Origin of the sequence: Streptomyces sp. NBC_01268 (assembly GCF_036240795.1) — a bacterium.
In the GTDB taxonomy this organism is placed as follows: Bacteria; Actinomycetota; Actinomycetes; order Streptomycetales; family Streptomycetaceae; genus Streptomyces.
In genome coordinates, this window is sequence record NZ_CP108454.1 from 5,731,582 (window position 1) to 5,757,656 (window position 26,075).

At 72.1% G+C, this 26,075-nt stretch carries 26 protein-coding genes and 2 pseudogenes; 12 read left to right on the forward strand and 16 right to left on the reverse strand.

Going from position 1 to position 26,075, the window contains the following annotated elements:
- Nucleotides 1-8: 8 nt before the first annotated feature.
- From OG309_RS26005 to OG309_RS26025, 5 genes are all read left to right on the forward strand, one after another.
- Entirely contained in the window at nt 9-926 is a 918-nt protein-coding gene (locus OG309_RS26005; protein ID WP_329424225.1) for a F0F1 ATP synthase subunit gamma, read from the forward strand.
- Nucleotides 926-2,368, forward strand: coding sequence for a F0F1 ATP synthase subunit beta (gene atpD, locus OG309_RS26010; RefSeq protein WP_046909152.1), 1,443 nt, complete (start codon nt 926-928; stop codon nt 2,366-2,368). Before OG309_RS26005 ends, atpD begins: the two co-directional genes overlap by 1 nt.
- Before the next feature lie 113 nt (nt 2,369-2,481).
- Nucleotides 2,482-2,856, forward strand: coding sequence for a F0F1 ATP synthase subunit epsilon (locus tag OG309_RS26015; protein WP_329424228.1), 375 nt, complete (start codon nt 2,482-2,484; stop codon nt 2,854-2,856).
- 145 nt (nt 2,857-3,001) lie between these two features.
- A complete protein-coding gene (locus OG309_RS26020) occupies nt 3,002-3,448 on the forward strand; it encodes a DUF2550 domain-containing protein (RefSeq protein ID WP_329424229.1) in 447 nt (148 codons plus the stop codon).
- 58 nt (nt 3,449-3,506) lie between these two features.
- Complete coding sequence (locus OG309_RS26025) at nt 3,507-4,172, forward strand: 4'-phosphopantetheinyl transferase family protein (RefSeq protein WP_329424231.1); 666 nt, start codon at nt 3,507-3,509, stop codon at nt 4,170-4,172.
- Here OG309_RS26025 and OG309_RS26030 read toward each other — a convergent pair.
- The 3 genes from OG309_RS26030 to OG309_RS26040 all read right to left on the reverse strand — a co-directional run bounded on the left by OG309_RS26030 (nt 4,169) and on the right by OG309_RS26040 (nt 8,033).
- The gene (locus OG309_RS26030) at nt 4,169-6,016 is read right to left on the reverse strand and encodes a glycosyl hydrolase family 18 protein (RefSeq protein WP_402546150.1); all 1,848 of its coding nucleotides are present in this window, start codon (nt 6,014-6,016) and stop codon (nt 4,169-4,171) included. The genes OG309_RS26025 and OG309_RS26030 overlap by 4 nt on opposite strands.
- Nucleotides 6,017-6,192: 176 nt before the next feature.
- A complete protein-coding gene (locus OG309_RS26035) occupies nt 6,193-6,840 on the reverse strand; it encodes a response regulator transcription factor (RefSeq protein ID WP_329424234.1) in 648 nt (215 codons plus the stop codon).
- A complete protein-coding gene (locus OG309_RS26040) occupies nt 6,837-8,033 on the reverse strand; it encodes a sensor histidine kinase (RefSeq protein WP_329424236.1) in 1,197 nt (398 codons plus the stop codon). Before OG309_RS26040 ends, OG309_RS26035 begins: the two co-directional genes overlap by 4 nt.
- Nucleotides 8,034-8,184: 151 nt before the next feature.
- Here OG309_RS26040 and OG309_RS26045 point away from each other — a divergent pair.
- Nucleotides 8,185-8,757, forward strand: a pseudogene (locus tag OG309_RS26045) (hypothetical protein); the annotation flags it as partial.
- On the opposite strand, the pseudogene OG309_RS38165 reads toward OG309_RS26045, so the two are convergent.
- The 4 genes and pseudogenes from OG309_RS38165 to OG309_RS26060 form a co-directional block, all read right to left on the reverse strand.
- A pseudogene (locus OG309_RS38165) lies at nt 8,745-8,855 on the reverse strand (hypothetical protein); the annotation flags it as partial. The pseudogenes OG309_RS26045 and OG309_RS38165 overlap by 13 nt on opposite strands.
- A gap of 43 nt (nt 8,856-8,898) precedes the next feature.
- Entirely contained in the window at nt 8,899-9,471 is a 573-nt protein-coding gene (locus OG309_RS26050; RefSeq protein ID WP_329424238.1) for a cob(I)yrinic acid a,c-diamide adenosyltransferase, read from the reverse strand.
- Between the two features lie 13 nt (nt 9,472-9,484).
- Nucleotides 9,485-10,234, reverse strand: a complete 750-nt coding sequence (locus OG309_RS26055; RefSeq protein WP_329424242.1) for an ABC transporter permease — start codon at nt 10,232-10,234, stop codon at nt 9,485-9,487.
- Between the two features lie 32 nt (nt 10,235-10,266).
- A complete protein-coding gene (locus OG309_RS26060; protein ID WP_329424243.1) occupies nt 10,267-11,040 on the reverse strand; it encodes an ABC transporter ATP-binding protein in 774 nt (257 codons plus the stop codon).
- A 71-nt stretch (nt 11,041-11,111) separates the two neighbouring features.
- Here OG309_RS26060 and OG309_RS26065 point away from each other — a divergent pair, with 71 nt between their 5' ends.
- Nucleotides 11,112-11,750: a TetR/AcrR family transcriptional regulator gene (locus OG309_RS26065; RefSeq protein ID WP_329424246.1), complete on the forward strand. Its 639-nt coding sequence runs from the start codon at nt 11,112-11,114 to the stop codon at nt 11,748-11,750.
- Here the strand turns inward: OG309_RS26065 and OG309_RS26070 are convergent.
- From OG309_RS26070 to OG309_RS26080, 3 genes are all read right to left on the reverse strand, one after another.
- The gene (locus tag OG309_RS26070; protein WP_329424248.1) at nt 11,729-12,889 is read right to left on the reverse strand and encodes a cysteine desulfurase family protein; all 1,161 of its coding nucleotides are present in this window, start codon (nt 12,887-12,889) and stop codon (nt 11,729-11,731) included. The genes OG309_RS26065 and OG309_RS26070 overlap by 22 nt on opposite strands.
- Nucleotides 12,890-12,901: 12 nt before the next feature.
- Entirely contained in the window at nt 12,902-13,669 is a 768-nt protein-coding gene (locus tag OG309_RS26075; protein ID WP_329424250.1) for a hypothetical protein, read from the reverse strand.
- An 88-nt stretch (nt 13,670-13,757) separates the two neighbouring features.
- The gene (locus OG309_RS26080; protein ID WP_329424252.1) at nt 13,758-14,738 is read right to left on the reverse strand and encodes an EamA family transporter; all 981 of its coding nucleotides are present in this window, start codon (nt 14,736-14,738) and stop codon (nt 13,758-13,760) included.
- A gap of 193 nt (nt 14,739-14,931) precedes the next feature.
- Between OG309_RS26080 and OG309_RS26085 the strand changes: the two genes are divergently transcribed.
- The 3 genes from OG309_RS26085 (at nt 14,932) to OG309_RS26095 (ending at nt 19,095) form a co-directional block, all read left to right on the forward strand.
- Entirely contained in the window at nt 14,932-15,780 is an 849-nt protein-coding gene (locus tag OG309_RS26085; protein WP_329424254.1) for a 3-hydroxyacyl-CoA dehydrogenase family protein, read from the forward strand.
- A gap of 173 nt (nt 15,781-15,953) precedes the next feature.
- Nucleotides 15,954-16,277: an STAS domain-containing protein gene (locus OG309_RS26090; protein ID WP_024761898.1), complete on the forward strand. Its 324-nt coding sequence runs from the start codon at nt 15,954-15,956 to the stop codon at nt 16,275-16,277.
- Between the two features lie 196 nt (nt 16,278-16,473).
- On the forward strand, nt 16,474-19,095 hold the full coding sequence (locus OG309_RS26095; protein ID WP_329424256.1) for an ATP-binding protein: 2,622 nt from the start codon (nt 16,474-16,476) through the stop codon (nt 19,093-19,095).
- 94 nt (nt 19,096-19,189) lie between these two features.
- Here OG309_RS26095 and nucS read toward each other — a convergent pair whose 3' ends face one another.
- On the reverse strand, nt 19,190-19,861 hold the full coding sequence (nucS, locus tag OG309_RS26100) for an endonuclease NucS (protein ID WP_329424257.1): 672 nt from the start codon (nt 19,859-19,861) through the stop codon (nt 19,190-19,192).
- 239 nt (nt 19,862-20,100) lie between these two features.
- Here nucS and OG309_RS26105 point away from each other — a divergent pair, with 239 nt between their 5' ends.
- Nucleotides 20,101-20,493, forward strand: a complete 393-nt coding sequence (locus OG309_RS26105) for an SCO5389 family protein (protein WP_132913375.1) — start codon at nt 20,101-20,103, stop codon at nt 20,491-20,493.
- A gap of 85 nt (nt 20,494-20,578) precedes the next feature.
- Here OG309_RS26105 and OG309_RS26110 read toward each other — a convergent pair whose 3' ends face one another.
- The gene (locus OG309_RS26110) at nt 20,579-21,613 is read right to left on the reverse strand and encodes an LLM class flavin-dependent oxidoreductase (RefSeq protein ID WP_329424261.1); all 1,035 of its coding nucleotides are present in this window, start codon (nt 21,611-21,613) and stop codon (nt 20,579-20,581) included.
- 211 nt (nt 21,614-21,824) lie between these two features.
- Here OG309_RS26110 and OG309_RS26115 point away from each other — a divergent pair, with 211 nt between their 5' ends.
- Nucleotides 21,825-22,151, forward strand: a complete 327-nt coding sequence (locus OG309_RS26115; protein WP_329424263.1) for an ATP/GTP-binding protein — start codon at nt 21,825-21,827, stop codon at nt 22,149-22,151.
- A gap of 15 nt (nt 22,152-22,166) precedes the next feature.
- On the opposite strand, the gene OG309_RS26120 is transcribed toward OG309_RS26115, so the two are convergent.
- The 4 genes from OG309_RS26120 to OG309_RS26135 form a co-directional block, all read right to left on the reverse strand.
- The gene (locus tag OG309_RS26120; RefSeq protein ID WP_329424265.1) at nt 22,167-22,979 is read right to left on the reverse strand and encodes an ABC transporter permease; all 813 of its coding nucleotides are present in this window, start codon (nt 22,977-22,979) and stop codon (nt 22,167-22,169) included.
- Nucleotides 22,976-24,076, reverse strand: coding sequence for an ABC transporter ATP-binding protein (locus tag OG309_RS26125; protein ID WP_329424266.1), 1,101 nt, complete (start codon nt 24,074-24,076; stop codon nt 22,976-22,978). The genes OG309_RS26120 and OG309_RS26125 overlap by 4 nt, the downstream gene beginning before the upstream one ends.
- Before the next feature lie 142 nt (nt 24,077-24,218).
- Entirely contained in the window at nt 24,219-24,998 is a 780-nt protein-coding gene (locus OG309_RS26130; RefSeq protein ID WP_329424268.1) for an ABC transporter permease, read from the reverse strand.
- 3 nt (nt 24,999-25,001) lie between these two features.
- A complete protein-coding gene (locus tag OG309_RS26135; protein WP_329424269.1) occupies nt 25,002-25,985 on the reverse strand; it encodes an ABC transporter ATP-binding protein in 984 nt (327 codons plus the stop codon).
- Nucleotides 25,986-26,075 lie beyond the last annotated feature (90 nt).

Below are 26,075 nucleotides of genomic sequence, written 5' to 3' on the forward strand. Positions count from 1 at the left end.
CCTGACTCATGGGAGCGCAGCTCCGGGTCTACAAGCGTCGCATCAAATCCGTCACCGCGACGAAGAAGATCACCAAGGCGATGGAGATGATCGCCGCCTCGCGCGTCGTCAAGGCGCAGCGCAAGGTGCAGGCGTCGACCCCGTACGCCACCGAGCTGACCCGCGCGGTCACCGCGGTGGCCACCGGGGCCAACGACAAGCACGCGCTGACCACCGAGGTGGAGAACCCCAGCCGTGCCGCGGTCCTGCTCCTCTCGAGCGACCGCGGTCTGGCCGGCGCGTTCAACTCCAACGCCATCAAGGCGGCGGAGAAGCTCATCAAGCAGCTGGAGGGCGAGGGCCGCGCGGTCGACATCTATGTCGTCGGCCGCCGTGGTGTCGCGCACTTCAACTTCCGTGAGCGCAAGCTCAGTGACACGTGGACCGGCTTCACGGACGAGCCCACGTACGCGGACGCCAAGACGATCGCGGCACCGCTGATCGAGGCGATCGAGAAGGACACGGCCGAGGGTGGTGTGGACGAGCTCCACATCGTCTACACCGAGTTCATCTCGATGATGACGCAGACGGCGGTCGAGGCCCGGCTGCTGCCCCTCAGCCTCGACGAGGTGGCGAAGGACGCCGGCGAGTCGGACACGCTCCGCCCGCTGTACGACTTCGAGCCGTCGGCGGAGGACGTCCTGGACGCCCTCCTGCCGCGCTACGTCGAAAGCCGGATCTACAACGCGCTGCTCCAGTCGGCTGCTTCCAAGCACGCCGCCACGCGCCGCGCGATGAAGTCGGCGACCGACAACGCGGGAGACTTGATCAACAACCTCTCCCGACTTGCCAACGCGGCCCGACAGGCCGAAATCACCCAGGAAATCAGCGAGATCGTCGGTGGCACCGCAGCCCTGGCCGACGCGACCGCGGGGAGTGACAAGTAATGACGACCACTGTTGAGACGGCCGCCGCCACGGGCCGCGTCGCCCGGGTCATCGGCCCGGTCGTCGACGTGGAGTTCCCCGTCGACGCGATGCCGGAGATCTACAACGCCCTGCACGTCGAGGTCTCCGACCCGGCCGAGGACGGCGCCAAGAAGACGCTGACCCTCGAGGTCGCGCAGCACCTCGGTGACGGCATCGTCCGCACCATCTCGATGCAGCCCACCGACGGTCTGGTCCGCCAGGCCCCCGTGGTCGACACCGGCGACGGCATCACGGTGCCCGTCGGCGACGTCACCAAGGGTCGCGTGTTCAACACGCTGGGCCAGATCCTGAACGAGCCCGAGGCGGAGTCCGAGGTCAGCGAGCGGTGGTCCATCCACCGCAAGGCCCCGGCGTTCGCGGACCTCGAGTCGAAGACCGAGATGTTCGAGACCGGCCTCAAGGTCGTCGACCTTCTCACCCCGTACGTCAAGGGTGGAAAGATCGGTCTGTTCGGTGGCGCCGGTGTCGGCAAGACCGTTCTGATCCAGGAAATGATCATGCGTGTGGCCAAGCTGCACGAGGGCGTTTCCGTCTTCGCCGGCGTCGGCGAGCGCACCCGTGAGGGCAACGACCTCATCGCGGAAATGGAAGAGTCCGGCGTTCTGGACAAGACCGCGCTGGTCTTCGGCCAGATGGACGAGCCCCCGGGCACCCGTCTCCGCGTCGCCCTCGCCGGTCTGACCATGGCGGAGTACTTCCGCGATGTGCAGAAGCAGGACGTGCTGTTCTTCATCGACAACATCTTCCGCTTCACGCAGGCCGGTTCCGAGGTGTCGACCCTGCTCGGCCGTATGCCCTCCGCGGTGGGTTACCAGCCGAACCTGGCCGACGAGATGGGTCTCCTCCAGGAGCGCATCACCTCGACCCGTGGTCACTCGATCACCTCGATGCAGGCGATCTACGTCCCCGCGGACGACCTCACCGACCCGGCGCCGGCGACCACCTTCGCCCACCTCGACGCGACGACGGTTCTCTCCCGTCCGATCTCCGAGAAGGGCATCTACCCGGCCGTGGACCCGCTGGACTCCACGTCCCGGATCCTGGACCCGCGCTACATCGCGCAGGACCACTACGACGCCGCCACGCGCGTCAAGGGCATCCTGCAGAAGTACAAGGACCTCCAGGACATCATCGCGATTCTCGGTATCGACGAGCTGAGCGAGGAGGACAAGCTGGTCGTCCACCGCGCGCGCCGTGTCGAGCGCTTCCTGTCCCAGAACACCCACGCGGCGAAGCAGTTCACCGGTGTGGACGGTTCGGACGTTCCGCTCGACGAGTCGATCGCCGCGTTCAACGCGATCTGCGACGGTGAGTTCGACCACTTCCCGGAGCAGGCCTTCTTCATGTGTGGTGGTCTCGAGGACCTCAAGAAGAACGCCAAGGAGCTCGGCGTCTCCTGAGCCCCGTGCTCGCCTGAGGGGGGCGGGAGACGTTCCCGCCCCCCTCTTCACGCCCTTTAGAATTGATCCCAACACCCGGCAGCACCGCCGGGTGGTGACCCGAGGAGCCACCCTTGGCTGCTGAGCTGCACGTCGAGCTGGTCGCCGCGGACCGGAGTGTCTGGTCTGGCGAGGCCACCCTGGTCATCGCGCGTACGACCTCCGGCGACATCGGCGTCATGCCCGGTCACCAGCCGCTGCTGGGTGTGCTGGAGTCGGGCCCCGTGACCATCCGTACGAGCGAGGGCGGCACTGTCGTCGCCGCCGTCCACGGCGGTTTCCTGTCGTTCGCCGATGACAAGCTGTCTCTGCTCGCGGAGATCGCCGAGCTGGCGGACGAGATCGACGCCCAGCGCGCCGAGCGCGCACTGGAGCGCGCGAAGACGGATTCGGACGCCGCCGCCGAGCGGCGCGCCGAGGTCCGGCTGCGCGCGGTATCGGTCCGCTAGCGGACCGCGCGAGAGCCCAAGCCCTCAGCCGCGGTACGGTCCGGAATTTTCCGGACCGTACCGCGGCTGAGGCGATGCAGATGCAGGTTGTATTCGGTACGGCCGGGTCCACCGGTTACGGGACGCAGCGAGGAGGTCGGTGAAGATGTTCCTCGCTCTGCTCGTGTGCGGCCTGGTCGTCGCACTGGTGGTGGTCGGACTCTTCGTCTTCGGCTTGCGCCGCAGGCTGATCCAGCGCGCCGGCGGCACCTTCGACTGCTCCCTGCGGTGGAACGTCGCCGACGAGCCGGACCCCTCCGGCAAGGGCTGGGTGTACGGCGTCGCCCGCTACAGCGGTGACGAGATCGCCTGGTTCCGTGTCTTCTCGTACGCCCCCCGCCCGCGCAGGGTCCTGGAGCGCTCGGCCATCGAGGTCCTGGAGCGCCGGATGCCCGAGGGCGAGGAGGAGCTCGCGCTGCTCTCCGACTCGGTGATCCAGGGCTGTCTGCACCGCGGCACCCGCCTGGAACTGGCCATGAGCGAGGACGCGCTCACCGGTTTCCTGGCCTGGCTGGAGGCGGCGCCTCCGGGCCAGCGGGTCAATGTCGCTTGATCCCTGTTCTTCCGTTCGGCCCGGCGAGTGCCATGTGTGGATCGCCCGGGCCGTTTCCGTGTCCGCTTCCGGGCACCTGTGCGCCCTGCTCGACCAGCGTGAGCGGCGGGTGTACGAGTCGCTGACCGGGGAGCCGGTCCGCGCGCAGTACCTGACCGCGCACGCCCTGCTGCGTTCGGTGCTCGGCGCCGCCCTGGACCGGGATCCTGCGGGTCTGGCCTTCGGGGCCGGGCCGCACGGCAAGCCCTACCTGACGGACGCCCCGGTCGAGTTCTCGATCTCCCACTCGGGCGAGCTGGTCGCGGTCGCGCTCTGCGCCGACACGCCCGTCGGGGTCGACGTCGAGCGGATCACCGCGCTGGCCGAACCGCCCCTGCCGGTGCTCTCGGAGCGGGAGCGCGCCGCGTTCGACCGCGTGCCGGGGCCGGAGCGGGCGGTGGCCTTCACCTCGTACTGGGTGCGCAAGGAGGCGGTGCTGAAGGCGACGGGGGAGGGGCTGCGGGTGGATCCCGCGCGGCTCACGGTCTCCGCGCCGGACCGGCCGGCCGAGCTGCTGGCCTGGCGGGGCCGGGACGGCGGACAGCCGCACCCGGAGGTGCGGCTGTACGACCTGGACGCGGGGGAGGGCTACCGGGGCGCCGTCGCCCTGCTGGGCGGGGCGCACCGGATCGTCCGGCACGACGGGGGCGGCGTGCTGCACCGCCCCCGCCGGATCGTGGGCTAGCTCAGCCCGCTGTTGATGGCGCCGACCAGCTCGCCGTTGCCGGTGTCGCCGCTGAACTCCCAGAAGAAGGCGCCGCCGAGGCCCTGGTTCTTGGCCCAGCCCATCTTCGAGGTGACGGTGGCGGGGGTGTCGTAGCTCCACCAGTTGGTGCCGCAGTGGGCGTAGGCGGTGCCGGCGACGGTCCCGGTGGCCGGGCAGGAGTTCTTGAGGACCTTGTAGTCCTCGATGCCCTGCTCGTAGGTGCCGGCGGCCGGTCCGGTGGCGGTGCCGCCGGGCGCGGCCTGGGTGACGCCGGTCCAGCCGCGGCCGTAGAAGCCGATGCCGAGCAGCAGCTTGTTGCCGGGGACGCCCTGGGCCTTGAACCTGGCGATGGCCTCGGCGGAGTTGAAGCCCTGCTGCGGGATGCCGGCGTACGAGGTGAGCGGCGAGTGCGGGGCCGTCGGGCCCTTGGCCGCCCAGGCGCCGAAGAAGTCGTACGTCATCACGTTGAACCAGTTCATGTACGGCGCCGCGCCCGCGTAGTCGGTGGCGTCGATCTTGCCGCCGGTGGAGGCGTCGGCCGTGACGGCCGCGGTGACCAGGGCGTTCGCGCCGAACTTGGCGCGCATCGCCTGCATCATGTTCTTGAAGGCGGCCGGGCCGCTGGTGTCGCAGGACAGACCGCAGGCGTTCGGGTACTCCCAGTCCAGGTCGATGCCGTCGAAGACGTCGGCCCAGCGCGGGTCCTCGACCAGGTCGTAGCAGGACTGGGCGAAGGCGGTCGGGTTCTGGACGGCCTGGCCGAAGCCGCCGGACCAGGTCCAGCCGCCGAAGGACCAGATGACCTTGATGTTCGGGTAGGCCTTCTTCAGCTTGCGCAGCTGGTTGAAGTTGCCGCGCAGGGGCTGGTCCCAGGTGTCGGCGACGCCGTCGACGGACTGGTCGGCGGTGTAGGCCTTGTCGTAGTCGGCGTAGGAGTCACCGATCGTGCACTTGCCGCCGGTGACGTTGCCGAACGCGTAGTTGATGTGCGTGATCTTGGCGGCGGAGCCGGAGGTCACGATGTTCTTCACGTGGTAGTTGCGCCCGTAGACGCCCCAGTTGGTGAAGTAGCCCATCTTCACGACGTTCGGGGGCGGGGTGCCGCCTCCGCCGCCCGTGGTGCGGACCGGGGTCGCGGCGCTGGCGGGGCCGGTCTGGTCGATGGTGTCGCGGGCGACGACCGTGTAGCTGTAGTCGGTGCCCGCGGTGAGCCCGCTGTCCGTGTAGGTGAGGGCGGTCGTGGTGGTGACCTTCGTGCCGTCGCGCAGCACGTCGTAGTTCTTGACGCCCTTGTCGTCGGTGGCCGCGCTCCAGGTGAGCTTCACCGAGGTGTCGGTGACGGCGGAGGCCGCAGGGGCGCCGGGTGCGGAGGGCGGGTTGTCCCCGGGCTGGGTGGAGCCGTCGCAGGAAGCGCCGTTGATCTTACAGCCGCTGGGCGCGCCGGAGCCGCTGCCGTTGAAGCCGAAGGAAGCGGTGGCGCCGGGGGCGAGGGTGCCGTTCCAGCCGACGTTCTTGGCGGTCCAGTGCGTTCCGGAGCTGGTGACGGTGGCGTCCCAGGCGGAGGTGACCGCGGTGCCGGAGGGGAAGTCCCACTCGACGGTCCAGGAGGAGAGCGTGGTGGTGCCGGTGTTCTTCACCGTCCACTTGCCCTCGAAGCCGGAGCCCCAGTCGGAGCCCTTGGTGTAGGTGGCGGTGGCCGAGGTCGCGGCCTCGGCGGGGGCGGCCAGACCGATCATGGCGGCCAGTGGCAGGACGAGGGCGGTCAGACCGGCGGCAGCCCGGTGTCTGAACCCTGCTCTGCGCGTCGGTGCTTGAGTGCTCAACGGTGCTCCTCAAGTTGCGGACGACAAGGGTGGGGGTGGTCCGAAAAGGTGCGCGCGCCCGCCGAGCGTAGAAAGGTCTGGACCAGCCGTCAAGAGGTCCAGACCAACGTTGGAACGGTCTCTCTCAGATTTCTCTCAGATATCCGCCGGGTATGTGCCAGGGCTCCAGGGGCTCCTCACTGGATCCCCAACTCCTGTGCGAGCACGGCCGCTTGGACCCGACTGCGCAGTTCCAGCTTCCCCAGCACCTTGCTGACGTGCGTCTTCACCGTGGCCTCCGCCATGTCGAGGCGGACCGCGATCTCCGCGTTCGACAGACCCGAGCCCAGCGCCCCGAGCACCTCGCGCTCACGGGGCGTCAGCCGGTCCACGATCCCCGGATCGACGGTCGGCGCGGGACGGCGCGGGGTCGCGAACTCGGCGATCAGCCGGCGGGTCACCGCGGGCGCGATCAGTCCCTCGCCGCCCGCCACCGTCCGTACCGCCCCGATCAGGTCCTTGGCGTCCGTGTTCTTCAGCAGGAAGCCCGAGGCCCCGGCCCGCAGCGCCCCGAAGACGTACTCGTCCAGGTCGAAGGTGGTCAGCACCAGCACGTCCGCCAGGCCCTCCGCCACCACCAGCCGGGTCGCCGTCACCCCGTCCATCCGGGGCATCTGCACGTCCATCAGGACCAGGTCCGGGCGCAGTTCACGGGCCAGTTCCACCGCCCGCTCGCCGTCCGCGGCCTCGCCGACCACCTCGATGTCCGGGGCGCTGCCCAGGATCAGCACGAGCCCCGCGCGCACCGCGCTCTGGTCCTCCGCGACCACGATCCGGATCGTCATGCCTCCGGTGTCCTCTCCTCGGCGGGCAGCTCGGCCCGCACCCGCCAGATCCTCGTCCCGTGCCCGTCCGGCACGGGTCCCGCCTCGAACTGCCCGCCGAGCAGCGCCACCCGCTCCCGCATCCCCACCAGACCGGCCCCCGACCCGGGGGCGCGGGGTCCGGGGCGCTCCCCGAACGGACTGGTCACCCGCACCGTGAGGGCCCGCTCGTCACGCGCCAGGGTCACGGTGACCGGTCCGGCCGCCGCGTGCTTGAGGGCGTTGGTCAGCGACTCCTGCACGATCCGGTACGCGGCCAGCTCGACCGGCGCCGGGAGCTGTTCCCCGGTCTCCTCGCGGGTGTCGTCGAGCCGGAACGCCAACCCGCTGCTCGCGCCGTTCGTGCGGGCCTGCGCCACCAGGGCGTCCAGGCCGGAGAGCCGGGGCACGGCCGCCGGTGCGGTGTCGTCGGAGCTGTCCCGGAGCAGGCCGATCAGCCGCCGCATCTCGGCGAGCCCGGCCACACTGTTCTCCCGGATCACGCCCAGCGCCTGCCGGGTGGTGGCCTCGTCGTCCAGGGAGAGCGCGGCCGTGGAGTGGATCGCGATGGCCGACAGGTGGTTGGCGACCATGTCGTGCAGCTCCCGGGCCATCCGGGCGCGTTCGGCGACCACCGCCTGGGCCCGGTCCATCTCGGCCAGCAGCGCGGTCTGTTCCGCGCGCAGCCGCGCCGACTCGGCGGCCTCCCGGTGGTTGCGCACGACGGCGCCGGTGACCGCGGGCAGGAACGACACCATGCCGCTGACCACGCCGACCAGCAGGGCGATCGCGTTCTGCCACCACACCAGCAGGCCGATCGTCAGGCCGACCGTGATCAGACCCGTCGAGTACGGGATCCGCTTGGCCGAGGCGGGCGTCCCGTACACCACGGCGGCGTAGACGACGTCCGTGAACATGAGGACGGTGGCGAGATTGCCGTTGGTGAGCTGGTCGGCGACGATCGCGAGGGTGCCGACGGTCAGGGCCGTCCGGGGCGCGGTCCGGCGCACGGCCTCCATCGAGGCCATCACCACGAGCGGGACCAGCGCCGCCCAGGGCTGCGGGAAGACGTTGTCGACCTTGGTGTACAGCCCGAACGACCACAGCAGCAGGCCGCAGGCGAGGCCGGCGGCGGCGATGAACAGGTCGTCACGGTGAGGTCGGGGCAGGCGCACCCCTCCATCCAACACGCTGCTCCCGCGCCGGACGTCCTCGTACGGGCCGAGCCGTCCCTCCGTCGAAGGATGTAGACGCGGTTCCTCACCGCCGACGACGCGACCGCGCCGACCGGCCGCGAGGCTGGTGGGGTACCGGAAGGGGAGTCCCGTGATCGTCACTCTGATCGTGATCTGCGAGGTCGGCTTCTGGGTCCTGCTCGCCGCCGGACTCGCCGCCCGCTACCTGTGGCGCAAGCCGCGCCTCGGCCTGGCCCTGCTGCTGTGCGAGCCGCTCCTGGAGGTCGTGCTGCTCGTGGTCACCGCGATCGACCTCAAGAACGGCGCCGACCCGAGCGCGAAGCACGGGCTGGCGGCGCTCTACATCGGCTACACCGTCGGCCACGGCCACCGCACCGTGCGGTGGCTCGACGGGCACGCCGCCCACCGCCTCGGCGGCGGCCCGCCGCCCGTGGGAGCGCCGAAGTACGGGATGGCCCGGGCCCGCCACGAGGGCCGGGTGTGGCTCGGCTCGCTGGTGGCAGCGTCCGTCGCGACCGGCCTGCTGCTCCTGGCCGCCTGGTACGTCGGCGACTCCGGCGACACCGAGTCGCTCAGGGGCTGGATCACCGTCGCCTGGCGGGCGGCCGGCATCCACGGCCTGATCGCCCTCTCGTACATGCTCTTCCCGAAGAAGGCGCCCAAGAGCGCGCCCAAGAGCGCGCCCAAGAGCGCGCCCAAGAGCGCGCCCAAGAGCGCGCCCAAGAGCGCGCCCAAGAGCGCGCCCGAGAACGCGCCCGAGGGCCCGCCGGAGGACGCACGCAAGGATGCGCCCGTGGACACGCCGAAGGGCGCGTCCCAGGGGCGGCCGTCCGGACCGGACCCGTCAGCGGTCTCCGCCCGGGACCCACAGGACGTCCCCGACCTCCTTGTTCGCCGTCCGGGCCAGGATGAAGAGCAGGTCCGATAGGCGGTTGAGGTAGGTGGCGGTCAGCGGGTTCATCGTCTCGCCGTGGACCTCGATCGCGGCCCACGTCGAGCGCTCCGCCCGCCGGACCACCGTGCACGCCTGGTGCAGCAGCGCGGCGCCGGGCGTGCCGCCGGGCAGGATGAAGGAGCGCAGCTTGTCCAGCCGCTCCAGGAACAGGTCGCAGTCGGCCTCCAGCTTGTCGACGTACGTCTGCTCGACGCGCAGCGGCGGGTACTGCGGGTCGGGGACCACCGGGGTCGACAGGTCCGCGCCCACGTCGAACAGGTCGTTCTGCACGCGGACGAGGACCTTCACGACGTCCTCGTCGAGCTGTCCGAGCGCGACGGCCGTGCCGATGACGGCGTTGGCCTCGTTGGCGTCGGCGTAGGCGGAGATCCGCAGATCGGTCTTGGCGGTCCGGCTCATGTCGCCGAGGGCGGTGGTGCCCTTGTCGCCGGTGCGGGTGTAGATGCGCGTCAGATTGACCATGGGGCCAGCCTAGTTAGGCGTGGGCCCTGCGGAAGGTGCGTGTGCCCACCGTCACGGCCAGCGCCGCGAGGCCGACGGCGACCAGCACCCCGTACAGCATCGCCGTGGTCGCGTACCGCCCGACGTAGGCGTCCCGGACCGCGTCCACCAGGTAGCGGAACGGCATCAGCCGCGAGAGCAGGTCGAGCCAGCCGGGGGCGAGGGTCATCGGCAGCATCAGCCCGGACAGCAGCATCGACGGGACGGTGAGGGTGTTGACGGCGGGGCCGAACTCCTGCGGACTGCGCAGCTTCAGCGCCAGCGCGTACGAGAGGGAGGCCAGCGCGAAGGTCAGCAGCGCCACGAAGCCGAAGCCGATCAGGATGCCGGCGAGCGGTGCCCGGAGCCCCATGAGCAGGGCGACGAGCACCAGGAGCACGGCCTGGAAGACGAAGAGCGCGGCGTCCCGCAGGACCCGGCCGAGCAGCAGCGCGAGCCGGCTCACGGGGGTGACGCGCAGCCGTTCGAGGACGCCCCAGTTCTTCTCCATGATGACCGCGAAGCCGGCGAAGGAGGCCCCGAAGAGGCCGAGCTGGAGCAGCAGTCCGGGGACCAGGACCTGCCAGGAGTCGCCGGTGCGGCCGAGCGGCAGGCCGGTGAGCAGCGGGCCGAAGAGGAGCAGGTAGAGCAGCGGCATCAGCACGCCGAAGAAGATCTGGAACGGCGAGCGCAGGGTCTGCCGGGCGTAGCGGCCGAAGAGCACCGCGGTGTCGTGGAGAAGCATGGGGAACTCCTGGGGCTGGCGTCGGCGCGCGGTCAGACGGAGACGGGCGCGGTGTCGGCGGGCGCGGGGCCGCGGCCGGTGAGGGCGAGGAACGCGTCCTGGAGGGTGTCGGCGCCGTGCTCGGCCTTGAGCGCGGCGGGGGTGTCGTCGGCGATGACGACGCCCCGGTCCACGACGACCAGGCGGTCGGCGAGGGCGTCGGCCTCGTCGAGGTAGTGGGTGGTCAGGACGACGGTGGTGCCGTGCTCGTCGCGCAGCCGGCGCACCAGCGCCCACAGGTCGGCGCGGCTGCCCGGGTCGAGGCCGGTGGTCGGCTCGTCCAGGAAGAGCAGCTCCGGGCGGTGGGTGAGGCCGAGCGCGAGGTCCAGGCGGCGCCGCTGGCCGCCGGAGAGGGCGGTGGTGGAGCGGTCGAGGAGCGCGGTCAGGCCGAGGTCCTCGGCGAGTTCGACCGCGCGGGCCTCGGCGCGGGGGCGGCGGAGCCCGTACAGGCGCCCTTGGAGGACCAGCTCGGAGCGCACGGTCTCCTGCGGGTCGACCCCGCCGGACTGGGCGACGTAGCCGATCCTGCGCCGCACGCCCACGGGGTCGCGGACCAGGTCGTGGCCGGCGACGGTGGCGGCACCGCCGGTGGGCGCGAGCAGCGTGGTGAGCATCCGCAGGGTGGTGGTCTTGCCGGCGCCGTTGGGGCCGAGGAAGCCGAGGATCTCGCCCTGCCGCACGGTGAGGTCGATCCCGCGGACGGCGTGGACCTCGCCCTTGGGCGTGCGGAAGGTCCGGGACAGCCCGGAGGTGCTGATGATTGGCATGGTGACCACAAAAACAGAGTCGCTTAAATTTTGCAACGTCTCCAAAATTTCAGGGCGCCTAGGATGGGCGCATGGCTGAGGGGCTCAGGGAGCGCAAGAAGCGTCAGACGAAACAGCGGATCTCGGACATCGCGACCGGGCTCTTCCTGGAGCGCGGCTTCACGGCCGTCACGGTCGCGGAGATCGCGGAGGCGGCGGACGTCTCCGTCAACACCGTCTACAACTACTTCCCGGCCAAGGAGGACCTCTTCCTCGACCGGATGGAGGGCATCACCCACCGGCTCGCGCGGATGATCCGCGGCCGGGACGAGGGGGAGTCCGCGGCCCGCGCCGTGCTGCGGGAGATCCGCGGGCACGTCACCGCCGTCTCGCCCGCGTACGGACTGATGGACGGCTACGACGCCTTCATGCGGGTGATCGACGAGGCGCCCACCCTCAAGGCCCGCCTCTTCCACCTCCAGCAGGAGGTCCGCGAGGCCACCGTCGCCGCCCTCCGGGAGGACGTCGGCGCCCCGGCGGACGACCCGATGCCGCTGCTCGTCGGCAGTCAGATCGCCTGGATCCAGGACACCGTCATCGCCTTCATCAGCGCCGAGATGACCGCAGGCCGCAAGGCGGGCGAGGTCTCCCGCGAGGCCCTCGACCTGCTCGACGAGATCGAGGACCTGCTCGGCGGGCGCGTGCTCGACTACGCGGTGCGCACCGGCTGAGCCGCCCGCACCCCCGCCGCCAGGGCGCCGGCCGCGCGGACCGCCTGCTCCTCGGTGGTGAAGCGGCCGAAGCCCACCCGGATGCTGCCCCGGATCCGCTCCGGCGGCAGCCCCATCGCGGTCAGCACATGGGACGGCTCCTGCGCCGAGCTGTTGCACGCCGAACCCGAGGAGACGGCGACCGCCGTGACCTCCAGGAGCAGCTGCTGCGCGTCCGCCTCCTCGAACGACAGGTTCACCGCGTGCGGCAGGAACCCGACGCCCGTACCGCTGTTGAGCGTGTGGGGCACGAGCTCGGCCAGCTCCGCGAGGAAGCGCCCGCGCAGCGCGGCCAGCCGGCCCGCCTCCCGGTCGCGGCCCGCCGCCAGCAGCTCCACCGCCCTGCCGAGACCGACGACGGCGGTCGTGTTCGGCGTCCCGGCCCGCAGGCCGCGCTCCTGCCCACCGCCGTGCAGCAGCGGCACCAGCGGAGCCCGGTCCGACAGGTCGTTGGCGACGTACAGGACGCCGATGCCCTTCGGGCCGTAGATCTTGTGCCCGGAGAAGGTCAGCAGGTCGACGCCCAGCTCCCGCACGTCCACCGGAAGGGTGCCCACGCCCTGGGTGGCGTCGCAGTGCAGCGGCACCCCGGCCGCCCGGGTCAGCTCCGCGATCCGGGCCACCGGCTGGATCGTGGAGACCTCGTTGTTGGCGAGCATCACCGACACCAGCGCCGTCTCCGGCCGCAGCGCCGCCGCCACCCGCGCCGGGTCCACCCGGCCCTCGGCGTCGACCGGCAGCACGGTCACCTCGTGGCCCGCCGCGCGCAGCGAACGACAGCTGTCCAGCACGGACTTGTGCTCCACCGCCGTCGTCACCACGTGCCGGGCCCGGCCGCCGGGACCCCGCCCGACGACGCCCTTGACGGCGAGGTTGTTGCCCTCGGTGGCACCCGAGGTGAAGTAGACCTCGCTGCGCGCCGCCCCGATGAACCGGGCCACGGTGCCGCGCGCCCGCTCGATCTCGCGGAAGGCCCGGAGGCCGGCCGCGTGCGGGCTCGACGGGTTGGCGAAGCACTCCGTGGCCGCGGTGTGCATCGCGTCGGCGACCGCCGGGTCCATCGGGGTGGTCGCCTGGTGGTCGAGATAGATCGTCGCCATGTCGCGCTCTCCTCAGAAGTCGTACGCGGTGTAGGTCAGGGCGATCGGGTCGGCGCACTCCGCGTCGGCGAAGACCAGCGTGATCTCCTCCTCGGAGCTGCCCAGGGTGCGCAGGTAGATCTCGGCGCCCTTGGTCACCTTGTCGCGGTCGGCCAGGGAGTTGATGTCGACGACGTGGCGGCGGGGGCAGTCGGGGAAGGCCCGCAGCCGGGCGAAGTAGCGGGCGAAGTACTCGGCGACGATCAGCGGGCAGCGCGGCACGACGTGGGCGTCCTTGACCACGCCGGCGAGGACCTTCGCGTAGCTCCGGGAGCGGAAGAGGATCTCGTCGCCCTCGCGGGAGAACGGCGGTTGGAGCTCGGTCCCCCGCGCGGCGTGTTTCATCGCGCGGGCGGCCCGGTTGCGCAGGGTCCGCTCGCGGGTGACGGAGTAGGAGACCCCGGCCGCGGCCGCCGCGGCGTCGAGCGGGGCGAGATCGAGCGCCTCGGGGGCGGACGAGCCCGGAGCCGGGACCGTGCAGACGTCGGTGGAACAGGACGTGCCGAGGTCGTTGACGATGACGTCGTAGAGGACCTTGTTGCCCCGGTGCAGCCTGCGGGCCACCGCGCCCGTCTCCAGGGCGAGGTCGAAGGAGTTCCGCGAGAAGGCGCCGATCCCGGCGGCGGTCTCGAAGTAGCCGCCGGCGACGAGCACGGCCGAACGCGTGGTGCGGGAGACGGTCTCCAGGAGGGGCGCGACGCGGGCGGCGCGCTCGGTGCTCAGGGTGGTGGTGGGGCTCATGTCTGGTGCACTCCGTTCTGCTTCGGGGAAGTTCGATCGGACGGTGCTGCGCACGTGCCGGGTACGGGGTCGGGGTCCGGGCGGGGGGTCAGGGCCGGGCGCGGGGCCGCCGGGCCGGGGCGCGGCCGGGGCCGGGCACCGGACCGCAGTCGCGGGCGGGGCCGGAGGCGCGGGCGGCGCCCGGATCGGGGCCGGTGTCGGTCCCGGGGGCCTTCGTGCTGTGCGCCGCGCCCACGCCCGTACCGATCGCCGCGCCCACCACGCAGAGCACGGCGGCCCACTGGAGCGGCGAGAGGCGTTCGCCGAGCAGGGCCAGGCCCACCAGGGCGGCGATGACCGGTTCGACGGTGGAGAGCACCGCGAACACCCGGGGCGGCAGCCGGCGCAGGGCGGCGAACTCCAGCGAGAACGGGACCACCGTGGTCAGCACGGCCACCGTGAGCGCCGCGGCCAGGACGCCCGGTTCGGTGAGTACGGCGAGCGGCGGAAGCCCGAGGGTGGGGGCGGCCGGCAGGGCGAGCACGGCGGCCACGCTCAGGCCGAGGGCGAGTCCCGCGCCGCCCGGGACGGCCCGCCCGACCCGGGCGCCGAGCAGGATGTAGCCGGTCAGGGCCGCACCGGTGAGCAGGGCGGCGGCGAGCCCGACCGGGTCGTCGAGGCCCCGCGTGCCGCCGAGGACGAGCAGTCCGGCTGCCGCGAGCAGCACCCAGAGCCGGTCCAGGGCCCGTCGGGAGGTCAGCGCGGCGAGCAGCAGCGGCCCGCTGAACTCCAGGGTGACGACCACGCCCAGCGGGAGCCGGGAGGTCGCCTCGTAGAACGCGAACTGCATGACGGTGAAGACCGCCCCGTACGGCAGCAACAGCCGCCACCGGGTGCGGAGCAGCCGTAACGCGGGCCGGGAGAACAGGCAGAGCAGCGCGGCGGAGAACAGCAGCCGGAGCAGGGTGGCCCCGGCCGGGCCGGTCTGCTCGAAGAGCGTCTTGGCGAAGGCGGAGCCGAACTGCAGGCTGATCATGCCCGCCAGCAGCAGAAGCGGCGCGGGGGCGGCTCTCGGGTCGTGGCGACGCATGACAGGGGAGTGTATACCCCCCAGGGGTATAGCGCGAGGCGCGGCGGCCCGCCGGCGGGGTGTCGCGAGTGTGACGTCCGTCAAACCGGGCGTGACGCGCATTACTTCACGGTCACTTGGCGCCCCGGGCCCGCTAATCTCCGCCGAAGAGCCAGAAGTGAACAGTTGTTGAGGGCATAGAGGGGTGGAAGACGTGGCCAGGAAGCTCGCCGTCATCGGGGCCGGACTCATGGGGTCCGGTATCGCGCAGGTCTCGGCCCAGGCGGGCTGGGACGTCGTCCTGCGGGACGTCACCGACGCCGCGCTGACCCGGGGCACCGACACCATCAAGGCCTCGTACGACCGCTTCGTCGCCAAGGGCAAGCTGGACGCCGCCGACGCCGAGGCCGCCCTCGGGCGGATCACCGCGACCACCGAGCTCGAAGCCGTCGCCGACGCCGACATCGTCGTCGAGGCCGTCTTCGAGAAGCTGGAGGTCAAGCACGAGATCTTCCGCGCCCTCGACAAGGTCGCCAAGGACGGCGCCGTGCTCGCCTCCAACACCTCCGCCATCCCGATCACCAAGATCGCCGCGGTGACGGAGCGCCCGGAGGCCGTCGTCGGCACCCACTTCTTCTCGCCGGTCCCGATGATGCAGCTCTGCGAGCTGGTCCGCGGCTACAAGACGAGCGACGCCACCCTCGCCACCGCGCGGGAGTTCGCCGAGTCCGTCGGCAAGACCTGCATCGTCGTCAACCGCGACGTCGCCGGCTTCGTCACCACCCGTCTCATCTCGGCGCTCGTCGTCGAGGCCGCCAAGCTGTACGAGTCGGGCGTGGCCACCGCCGAGGACATCGACATCGCCTGCAAGCTGGGCTTCGGGCACGCGATGGGACCGCTCACCACCACCGACCTCACCGGCGTCGACATCCTCGTCAACGCCACCAGCAACATCTACACCGAGACCCAGGACGAGAAGTTCGCCCCGCCGGAGCTGATGCGCCGGATGGTGGACGCGGGTGACATCGGGCGCAAGAGCGGGCAGGGCTTCTACACGTACTGATGCCGCACGGGGGTCGGTACGGAGTCCGCACAGGGGTCCGACCGCCCCCCGCGCCATCGCCCCCAGGGGTGAATTTCGATATCGGTTCGCTTACAAGGCGCAACGCTTCTGCCGATGCGGCAGTCAGTCGTTGCGAAGACGGGCACACGACGGAGCACTCTCGGGGAGCGCATATGCACATCAGGGGCGACCACGTCGAGCTGGTCGTCGGGGGCCGCCTCGACGTCCGCAGCGCGGCGGACGCCCGTACGGTCCTGCACTCGGCGGTCGACGACGGAGTCGGCGACCTCGTGCTCGACCTGACCGGCCTCGACTCCTGGGACGCCACCGGGCTCGGGGTCATCATGGGCGCCCACCGCAGAGCCGGCCGCTGCGGCCGCCGACTGGTGCTGCGCGGGGTGCCGCCCCAGATGCAGCGCCTCCTCGTGGCCACCCGGCTGCACCGCATCCTCGCCATCGAGGGCGGCCTCGCCGCGGAGTCGCTGCCGCGCGTCTGACCCCGCGTCACCCGTGACAGGGTGCCCGTGGGGCACCCGCGCACCTGTGAAGCTGTTGTGGAGACCAGGCGTCACGCTCAATCCTCACAAGACCGTGACGTCTTGGTCTCCACGGCACCCCGCCTGTTCCCGGAGCTCGGACAACCGTCTAGGGTCGGCTCTCCTGCACATCGCCCGCCGCTTGGGAGCTTGGACCATGGACCCGATCAACCGGGGACCCGAGGAGTACGGTCACGACACCGAGGGCGAGGACGCCCGCCCCGGACACGCCGCACTCGTGCCCGCGGCCACCACCCCCGCCCGGGTCCGCACGACCCGCGTCGTCGCCGGCGGCCTGCTGCTCACCGTCAACCCCGTCGACGGCAGCGAGATCGAGGTCTGCCCGCCCGGGGAACAGCCCCCGGCCCCCCGCCGCCGCACCGCCGAGGAGCGCGCCGAGGCCGCCCGCGCCGCCGCGCCCCCCGTACCGCCGGGCCCCGCGGCCGCCGCCCTGCCCCTGCTGGAACGGCAGGAACAGCGCGAGCTCCTGGTCGAACACCTCAGCCGCGGCCGCTCCGCCCGCCTCACCGGCCCCGCGGGCTCCGGCCGCAGCACCCTGCTCGCCGCCGTCGCCGCCGACTGCGCGGACATCGCCCCCGACGGCGTCGTCCACCTCTCCGGCCACCACCGCACCCCCACCGAGCTGCTGTACGAGCTCTTCCACACCGTCTTGTACGCGCCCGGATTCCGGCCCGACCGCGAGGAACTCCTCCTTGAGGTGCGCCGCATCGGCGCCATCGTCCTCGTCGACGACCTGGAGTTCGGCGGCTCCGCCCTCGACGACCTGCTCGCCGCCACCCCCGACTGCGCCTTCCTCTTCGGCGCCGCCCCCGACGCCCCCGCCGCCTCTCCCGAGGCCGACCTCGAAGAGGTCGCGCTCACCGGACTCGGCCGCGCCGCCGCCGTCGAGCTCCTGGAGACCGCCGTCGGCCGCACCCTCACCGAGGAGGAGGCCAACTGGGCCGGCGACCTCTGGTTCGAGTCCGAGGGCCTGCCGCTCCGCTTCGTCCAGGCCGCCGCCCTGCTCCGGCAGCGCGACCGGCTCCGGGTCGCCCCCGCCGAGTTCGACGCCTTCGGCGCCCTGGAGGAGGCCTTCGGGCCCTCCGGCGCCCCCGTCGCCGCCGCCCCTGCCCCCGGGGACGCCGCCGACGACCCCGACGTCGAGGTGCGCGACATACCGCTGCCCAGCCTCGGCGAGGGCGCAGCCCCGGCCTCCCTGCTCGCCTCCCGGCTCAGCCGCGCCGCCCAGGACACCCTGCGCTTCGCCGTCGCCCTCGGCGGCGAGGTGCCGCACCAGGCCCACCTCCCCGCCCTCGTCGGCGACACCCACGCCGACGCGGCCCTCGGCGAACTCATGGGCTGCGGACTGCTCTCCCCGGTCGGCTCCCGCTACCGCCTCGCCGCCGGAGTCCTCACCCAGCTCCTCGCCCAGGGGTACGAGGGGGACGCCGCCGACCGCGCCCACACCGTCGCCCAGCACTACGCCTGGTGGGCCGGACACCCCTCCGTCACCCCCGAGCGCGCCACCGCCGAGGCCGACGCGCTGCTCGCCGCCCTGGGCGCGCTCGTCCCCGGCGCCGCCGCCGAGCACACCGCGACCGCCGTACAGCTCGCCCGCGCCGCCGCGCCCGCCTTCGCCGCGGGCCTCCACTGGGGCGCCTGGGAGCGGGCCCTGCGCAGCGGCCAGGAAGCCGCCCGGCGGGCCGGCGAGGTGGCCGAAGAGGCCTACTTCCACCACGAGTTGGGCATCCTCGCGCTCTGCGCCGGCAGCCTCCAGCGGGCCCGCGCCGAACTGGAGGCCTCCATCGCCCTGCGCGGCGCCCTCGCCGACAAGCGCGGCACCGTCGCCGGCCGCCGCGCCCTCGCGCTCGTCGCCGACCTCACGGGCGAGTCCGCCCCGGTCGAGCCCGCTCCGCCCGCCGCGCCGGCCCCGTCGGCCCCGCCGGCCCGCCGTGACGGCCCGGCCTCGCCGCCCCGCGGCGTCCCGCTCGCGGCCAAGCCCGCCTTCCCCGCCCTCGCCGCGCCGAGCGACTTCTCCGACTTCCCGGCCTTCCCCGGCCCCGCGTCGGCCCCGCCGACGGCACCCACCGCCGTCGTCGGCCCGCTCGCCGCGTCCGCCGCGTTCCCGGCCTTCCCCGACGACGCCCCCACCGTCCTCACCCCCGCGGACCGGGCGCAGGACCAGGGCCGGCCCGGGCTGCGCAAGGGCATCGTCGCCGGCGCCCGCCGCAACCTGGCCGCGGTCGGCGCGGGCGCCCTGCTCGTCGCCGTCCTCGGCACGGTCGTCACCATCGGCGCCACCTCCGGCAACGACGAGCACCCCGCCAACGACCGGGTCACCTCCGACAGCACCGCCGACCAGGGCGACGGCACCGGCGACGGCACCCCGGGCGACGACGAGCCCACCGAGGACTCGACCAGCCGCCCCTCGGACCCGGGCGCCCCGCAGCCCACCGGCACCGCCACCCCCGGCGGCACCGGCTCCCCGGGCACCCCGACGGCCCCCACCGGCTCCCCGTCCGCGACCGGCAGCGCCACTCCGAGCGACCCGGCGGCCACGACGACGGCGCCGCCGAAGCCCACGCTGTCGCCGACGAGGACCACCTCCCCGTCCACGAAGCCGCCGGTCACCCCGTCGACGACGCCGCCCACGACTCCGCCGACGACGCCGCCGACCACCGCCCCGACGACGACGCCGCCCACGGAGAACCCCAGCGGCTCCGCCTCCGCCTCCCGCTCCGAGTCCGCCCCCGCGGAAACGGGCGGGAACCCGGTCTGATCCGCGGGCCCCGCGGACTGCGCGGACCCCGAGAAGGACGAAGGCCCGGATGCCGTGGGGCATCCGGGCCTTTCTCGTACCTGCGTGCGTACGGTCAGAACAGACGCAGCTTGTCGTCCTCGATGCCGCGCAGCGCGTCGTAGTCGAGCACCACGCAGTCGATGCCGCGGTCGTTGGCGAGCACGCGGGCCTGCGGCTTGATCTCCTGGGCGGCGAAGATGCCCTTGACCGGCGCCAGGTGCGGGTCGCGGTTGAGCAGCTCCAGGTAGCGGGTCAGCTGCTCGACGCCGTCGATCTCGCCGCGCCGCTTGATCTCCACCGCGACCGTCGCGCCGTCGGAGTCGCGGCACAGGATGTCCACCGGGCCGATCGCCGTCGGGTACTCGCGCCGGACCAGGGTCCATCCCTCGCCCAGGGTCTCGATGCGGTCCGCGAGCAGCTCCTGGAGGTGCGCCTCGACGCCGTCCTTGATCAGACCGGGGTCGACACCGAGCTCGTGCGAGGAGTCGTGGAGGATCTCCTCCATCGTGATGATCAGTTTCTCGCCCGCTTTGTTGATCACGGTCCAGATGCCCGCCTCACCGTCGGCACCCTCCTTCAGGGTGCACGGCGGCGACATCCAGTTGAGCGGTTTGTACGCGCGGTCGTCCGCGTGGATGGAGACGCTGCCGTCTGCCTTGACCAGGATCAGACGGGGCGCGGAGGGCAGGTGGGCGGTGAGCCGGCCGGCGTAGTCCACGGAACAGCGGGCAATGACGAGACGCATGGTCCGCAACGCTACAAGACGGACGCCTTCCGGCGCGATTCGGGCCGTAACGCCCGCCCGGCGCACGCCCAACGACCGTCACTTATTGGCCGGTTGTGTGCCCAATCTCCTGGTGCGGGCAGACCGGCGCGCTTACCGTGGAAGACAGGAGGTCGTCGCCCGTGCACGCTGCGTGCGCGTCGCCGGCCTCTGCCCCTGCCCGCAAGACCCCGCCCGTCGGGGTCGCGAGAGGAGAACCCATGTCGCTCGACGTCTCACCGGCGCTGTTGGAACAGGCCGAGCGAGGCGAGGTCGACGAAGCCGACTTCGTCGACTGCGTCCGGACCTCCCTGCCCTACGCATGGGAGATGATCAGCTCTCTGGTGGCACAGCTGAAGGTCGACGGCGGCGAGTTCGCCGACAACCAGACGCCGCCGCCGAACGAGCAGGCTCGTGGTCAGCTGCTGCGCGCACTGGCGAGCGATGCCATCCGAGGTGCGCTTCAGCGGCACTTCGGGGTGCGTCTCGCCTTCCAGAACTGCCACCGCGTGGCGGTCTTCCCGCTGGACCCCTCCGTGGACGAGCGGCTCGCCCGCTTCACCTCCATACGGGGCCAGCTGCTCAACCAGTCGCCCGAACTGCGCGACTGCTGACAAGGCCTGGTGCTGCCGCTCCGCGTCGCGGGAGAGCGAGGAGACGCCGGAGCGGCAGCACGGTCCCGCACCACCCGCACGCGGGTCAGACCAGCAGCGGCAGCACCTCGGTGCCCAGCCGCCGCACGTTCTCCTCGGTGCCGGCGAGCTCGCCCGAGCCTTCGGCGAGCAGGGCGAAGCGGGTGATCCCGGTCCGCTCGGAGGTCGCCGCGAGCCGGTCCGCCGCCAGCTTCGGCGTGCCCACCGGGTGCAGCCCGCACAGCAGCTCCGTGTACGCCACCGGATCGCGCATCGCGCGCTGCCGGCCGTCCACGGTCACATGGGCGTCGAGCCCCTGCTTCAGCCAGCCCGGCATCGCCTTCACCAGGGCCTCCGCCGCGTCCGCGCCGCGGTCCGCGAGCTGGACCACACCGGCCGAGACGTGCCCGGCGCCGATCCGCGCGATCTCGTCCCGCCCGCGCCCGGCCTCCCGCGCGGCCCGCTCCCAGCAGGCGACCATCTCGGCCTTCTCCTCGTCCCCGCAGTGCATGCCGAGGAGCATCGGCAGGCCCCGCTCGGCGGCCAGCCGCACGCTCGTCGGCGAGGTGCAGGCGACCACCACCTCGGGCGAGGCCGGTCCGCCGATCAGCTCGCCGGGGCCCGGCACGACGGCCACCTCGCGGAAAGCGAATCGTTCCCCCTGGGCGCGGACCCGGGGCTCGCGCAGCCAGCGGAGCAGCAGGTCCAGCGATTCGGGGAAGCCCCCCTCGTACGCCGGGAGCCCCGAGCCGAACACCTCCAGGTCCACCCACGGCCCGCCCCGGCCCACCCCGAGGGTGAATCTTCCCCCGGAGGCCACGTGCAGCAGGGCCGCCTGCTCGCCCAGCGCGACCGGGTGCGCGCTCGGCAGCACGCTGACCGCCGTGCCGACGCGCAGCCGGCGGGTGCGCCCGAGGAGCAGCGCGGCCAGGGTGACGGCCGACGGGCAGACCCCGTACGGCACGAAGTGGTGCTCGGCGAGCCAGACGGAGTCGAGCCCCGCCTCCTCGGCCGCCTCGGCGGTCCGTACCGCCCGGTGCAGCGCCTCCTGCTGGCCCTGGCCCGGGAACTGGGCGGCCAGCACGAACGTACCCACGCGCATCGCCTTCTGCCTCCTTGCGGCCGACGCGTTCTCCCCCTCGCGAACTTCCCCTCGTACCGGCAACAACGTCTGACACGTGCCAAAGGCAACGGGCGTTCATGAAGTTCTTGCGATTTTCGGCTGATCCGCCATGGGCGGGTGCGGGACGACCCCGTCGCGGCCCGTAGGCTGGACGGAACCGTCAGTTTCCACGCCCCCGTGAGGTGTCGAAGTGTCCCCGCGCCACAACCGCGCCCGAGGCGGCGCGAACCCCGATCCGCAGGGTGATCAGGGCGACCGGTACGGCGGCTCGCAGCGCAGTGAGACCTGGCAGGGCGAGGAGTGGTACGTCCGCCATGTCGCCGGCGCGAGCTCGCCCGGCAAGCGCTACCGCTGCCCCGGCTGCGACCAGGAGATCCCCGGCGGCGCCCCGCACGTGGTGGCCTGGCCCGAGTACGGGGGAGTGGACGACCGCCGGCACTGGCACAAGGCCTGCTGGAACGCGAAGGACCGCCGCACCAGCCGGGTGCAGCGGTCCCGCAACGCGCCGAAGTACTGAGCCCGGGGCCGGGCCCTACACGTCCTTGCTGTTCAGCAGGGCGAACGAGCCGCCGAGCACCACCGCCGCGACGCCCGTCATGATCAGCAGCGGCTCCCAGCCCGCCGGGCCGTTCTCCCCCAGGGGGGCGGCGTCGCTGTACAGCGCGATCATCTGCGAGGGGATCGAGTAGGTGAACAGGAACTCCTGCACCGACTTCAGCGCCTCGGAGAACATGAACAGGGCCGCCACCAGCGGAAGCAGCAGCAGGCCGATCATCACCGTGATCGCGCCGGCCGAGTGCCGGATGAGCGTGCCCACCGCCAGCGACAGCAGACCGAGCATGGCGAGGTAGCCGCCCGCCCCGACCGTCGCCCGCAGCCACTCGCCCGTGGTCGGCGTCGCCGCCGAGTCCACGATGGCGACCTGCGCGGCCGCCACGAGGGCCGCCACCACGGTGGTGACCGTGAAGACCAGCAGGAAGAAGACGATCGCCTTCGCCGTGAGCACCCGGGCCCGGCTCGGGCAGGCCGTGAGGGTCGTACGGATCATGCCCGTGCCGTACTCGGAGGCGATGGTCAGGACGCCGAGCGTGATCACGCAGATCGAGGCCGGCAGCATCCCGAAGAAGCCGAAGCCGAGCGCGGACTCCTCACCCATCGGGGCGTCCGCCCCCGCGGCGATGGCCGCGACACCCAGGCCGATGGCCAGCATCAGCAGCACCATGACCCCCAGCGTCCACATCGTGGAGCGCACCGAGCGGATCTTCGTCCACTCGGAGGCCAGCGCGTCGCCGAGGTGCGCCCTGCGGACCGGGATGGGGGAGACGTAGGCGTACGGGGTCGTCATCGGGCGTCCTCGGGGTTCTGGCCCTGCTGGGGGTTCTGCGGGGTGGCGTACGGGTTCTGTCCGGGCGGCGGCGGGGCGTACCAGCCCTGCTGCGGCACCTCGGGGACCACGTACCCCTCCGGCTGCTGCGGCTGCCCGTACGGCTGCTGCTGCGGCGCCTGGAGGTGGGCCAGCCGGTCGTCGGTCGAGCGGTAGTCGACGGCGCCCTGCGTCATCCGCATGTACGCCTCCTCCAGCGAGGCCTGGTGCGGGGAGAGCTCCCACAGGCGCACGTCCGCGCCGTGCGCCAGGTCGCTGATCCGGGGCAGCTGGAGCCCGGTCACCCGCAGCGCGCCGTCCGGCTCCGACATCACCCGGCCGCCGGCCTCGGTGAGCACCGCCGTCAGCTTCTCCCGCTGCTGCGGCTCGGTCTCCGGGGTGCGGACCCGGGCGAAGTCGGCGGAGTTCGCCGAGATGAAGTCCGTCACGCTCATGTCGGCGAGCAGCTGCCCCCGGCCGATCACGATCAGGTGGTCGGCGGTCAGCGCCATCTCGCTCATGAGGTGGCTGGAGACGAAGACCGTCCGCCCCTCGGCGGCCAGCTTCTTCATCAGGTTGCGCACCCAGAGGATGCCCTCGGGGTCCAGGCCGTTGACCGGCTCGTCGAAGAGCAGCACCTGCGGGTCGCCGAGGAGCGCCGCCGCGATGCCGAGCCGCTGCCCCATGCCCAGCGAGAAGCCCTTGGAGCGGCGCCGCGCGACGTCCTGGAGGCCCACGACCCCGAGCACCTCGTCGACCCGCCGCGCAGGGATCCCGGCGAGCTGGGCGAGCGACAGGAGGTGGTTGCGGGCGCTGCGGCCGCCGTGCACGGCCTTCGCGTCGAGCAGCGCGCCGACCTGCCGGGGAGCGTTCGGCAGCTGCCGGAAGGGGTGGCCGCCGATCGTCACGTGGCCGGCGGACGGCGTGTCCAGGCCGAGGATCATGCGCATGGTCGTGGACTTGCCCGAGCCGTTGGGGCCCAGGAAGCCGGTGACATGGCCGGGCCTCACCTGGAAGGAAAGGTTGTACACGGCCGTCTTGGCGCCGTAGCGCTTCGTCAGGCCGACTGCCTCGATCATTCTCCAGCCCCATCGACAGGTCAGGTCGTCGTCGGGGCGTGATGGCCGGTGGCCGGAGCCCCCCGTATGAGCTAGGAGCTTAACCAGCCGTTGACGGTTCCGACGAAGCGGAACCGTGACGTTCCCGTAAGGACCGGACGCGCTACGCGTCCCGGTTCTTCAGCACCAGGTAGCCGCCGAGCAGCGACGCCGCCACCCAGATCAGCATGATCCCGAGGCCGCCCCACGGGCCGTACGGCGCCTTGTCCGAGCCCATCGCGTCGGGCACGACCTGCATGATCTTGGAGCCGGCCTGGTCGGGGAAGTAACGGGCGACCTCCTTGGCCTTCGGCACCGCCGACAGGATCTGGGAGATCAGGAAGAAGAACGGCACCAGGATGCCCAGCGACAGCATCGAGGAGCGCAGCATCGTCGCCACGCCCATCGAGAAGATCGCGATCAGGCCCATGTAGAGGCCGCCGCCGACCACCGCCCGCAGCACGTTGTCCGCGCCCAGCGTCGTGCGGTGGTCGCCGAGCAGCGCCTGGCCGAGGAAGAAGGACAGGAAGCTGGTCGCGAGGCCCACCAGCAGGGCGAGGCCGCCGGCCACGACGATCTTCGAGAAGAGGAAGGCGGCGCGCTGCGGAACGGCCGCCAGCGAGGTGCGGATCATGCCCGAGGAGTACTCGGTGCCGACCACCAGGACACCGAAGACCACCATCGCCAGCTGCCCGAGCACCATTCCGGAGAAGCTGAGGAAGGTGGGGTCGAAGGTCGCGCGCTCGACGTCGGACAGCTTGGCGTACTGGGAGCTCATCAGCGCGCACAGCGCCGCGCTCATCGCCACCGTCACCAGGAGGGCGCACGCCAGCGTCCACACCGTCGACGAAACCGTCCGGATCTTGGTCCATTCCGACTGGAGGACCGCGGATGCCGCTGCCATCGATCAGGCTCCCTCGAAGCTCTCGCCCCAGCGGGGCCCGTCGACCGGGGCGTGGGGCACGCCCCCGCCACCGTGTACGTCCGTCCCGTGCGCGTGGTACTCCACCGCGCCGGCCGTCATCTGCATGAACGCCTCTTCGAGCGAGGCCCGCTGGGAGCTCAGCTCGTGCAGCACGATCTGGTGGGAGGCCGCGAGCTCGCCCAGCTTCTCGGTCGTCGTCCCGTCGACCTCCAGCGTCCCGCCGCCCGCCTCGACGGCGACGAAACCGTTGGCGTGCAGCAGATCCCGCAGGCGTTCCTGCTGCGGGGAGCGCAGCCGGACGTAACTCCTGGAATTCTGCTGGATGAAATCCGCCATCGAGGTGTCGGCCAGCAGCTTTCCCTGCCCGATGACGATGAGATGATCCGCCGTCAGCGCCATTTCACTCATGAGGTGGCTGGAAACGAAGATCGTCCGGCCCTCCGCGGCCAGTGCCTTCATCAGATTGCGGATCCAGTGAATTCCCTCGGGGTCCAGACCATTGACGGGTTCGTCGAACATCAGGATCTCGGGATCCCCGAGCAACGCCGAGGCGATTCCCAGCCGTTGGCCCATGCCGAGCGAGAAACCCTTCGACTTCTTCCGCGCGACCGCCGTCAGGCCGACCAGATCGAGCACCTCGTCGACCCGCTGCTGCGGGATGCGGTTCGCCTGGGCCAGGCACAGCAGGTTGTTGTACGCCGAGCGGCCGCCGTGCATCGCCTTGGCGTCGAGGAGCGCCCCGATGTACTTCAGGGGCTCCTGGAGCTCCCGGTAGTGCTTGCCGTCGATCCGGACCGTCCCGCTCGTCGGGTTGTCCAGATCCAACATCATCCGCATCGTGGTCGACTTGCCCGCCCCGTTCGGCCCCAGGAAGCCGGTGACCACGCCGGGCCGCACGGTGAAGCTGAGACGGTCGACCGCGACCTTCGACCCGTACCGCTTGGTGAGGCCCTGCAGCTCGATCATGCGTACCAACCTACGGGCACGCGAAACCCCCCGCCACCGGAATGACAGGGGGTTTTCGGGAACTCCTGACGGCCCGCGGGCCGCCGCCGA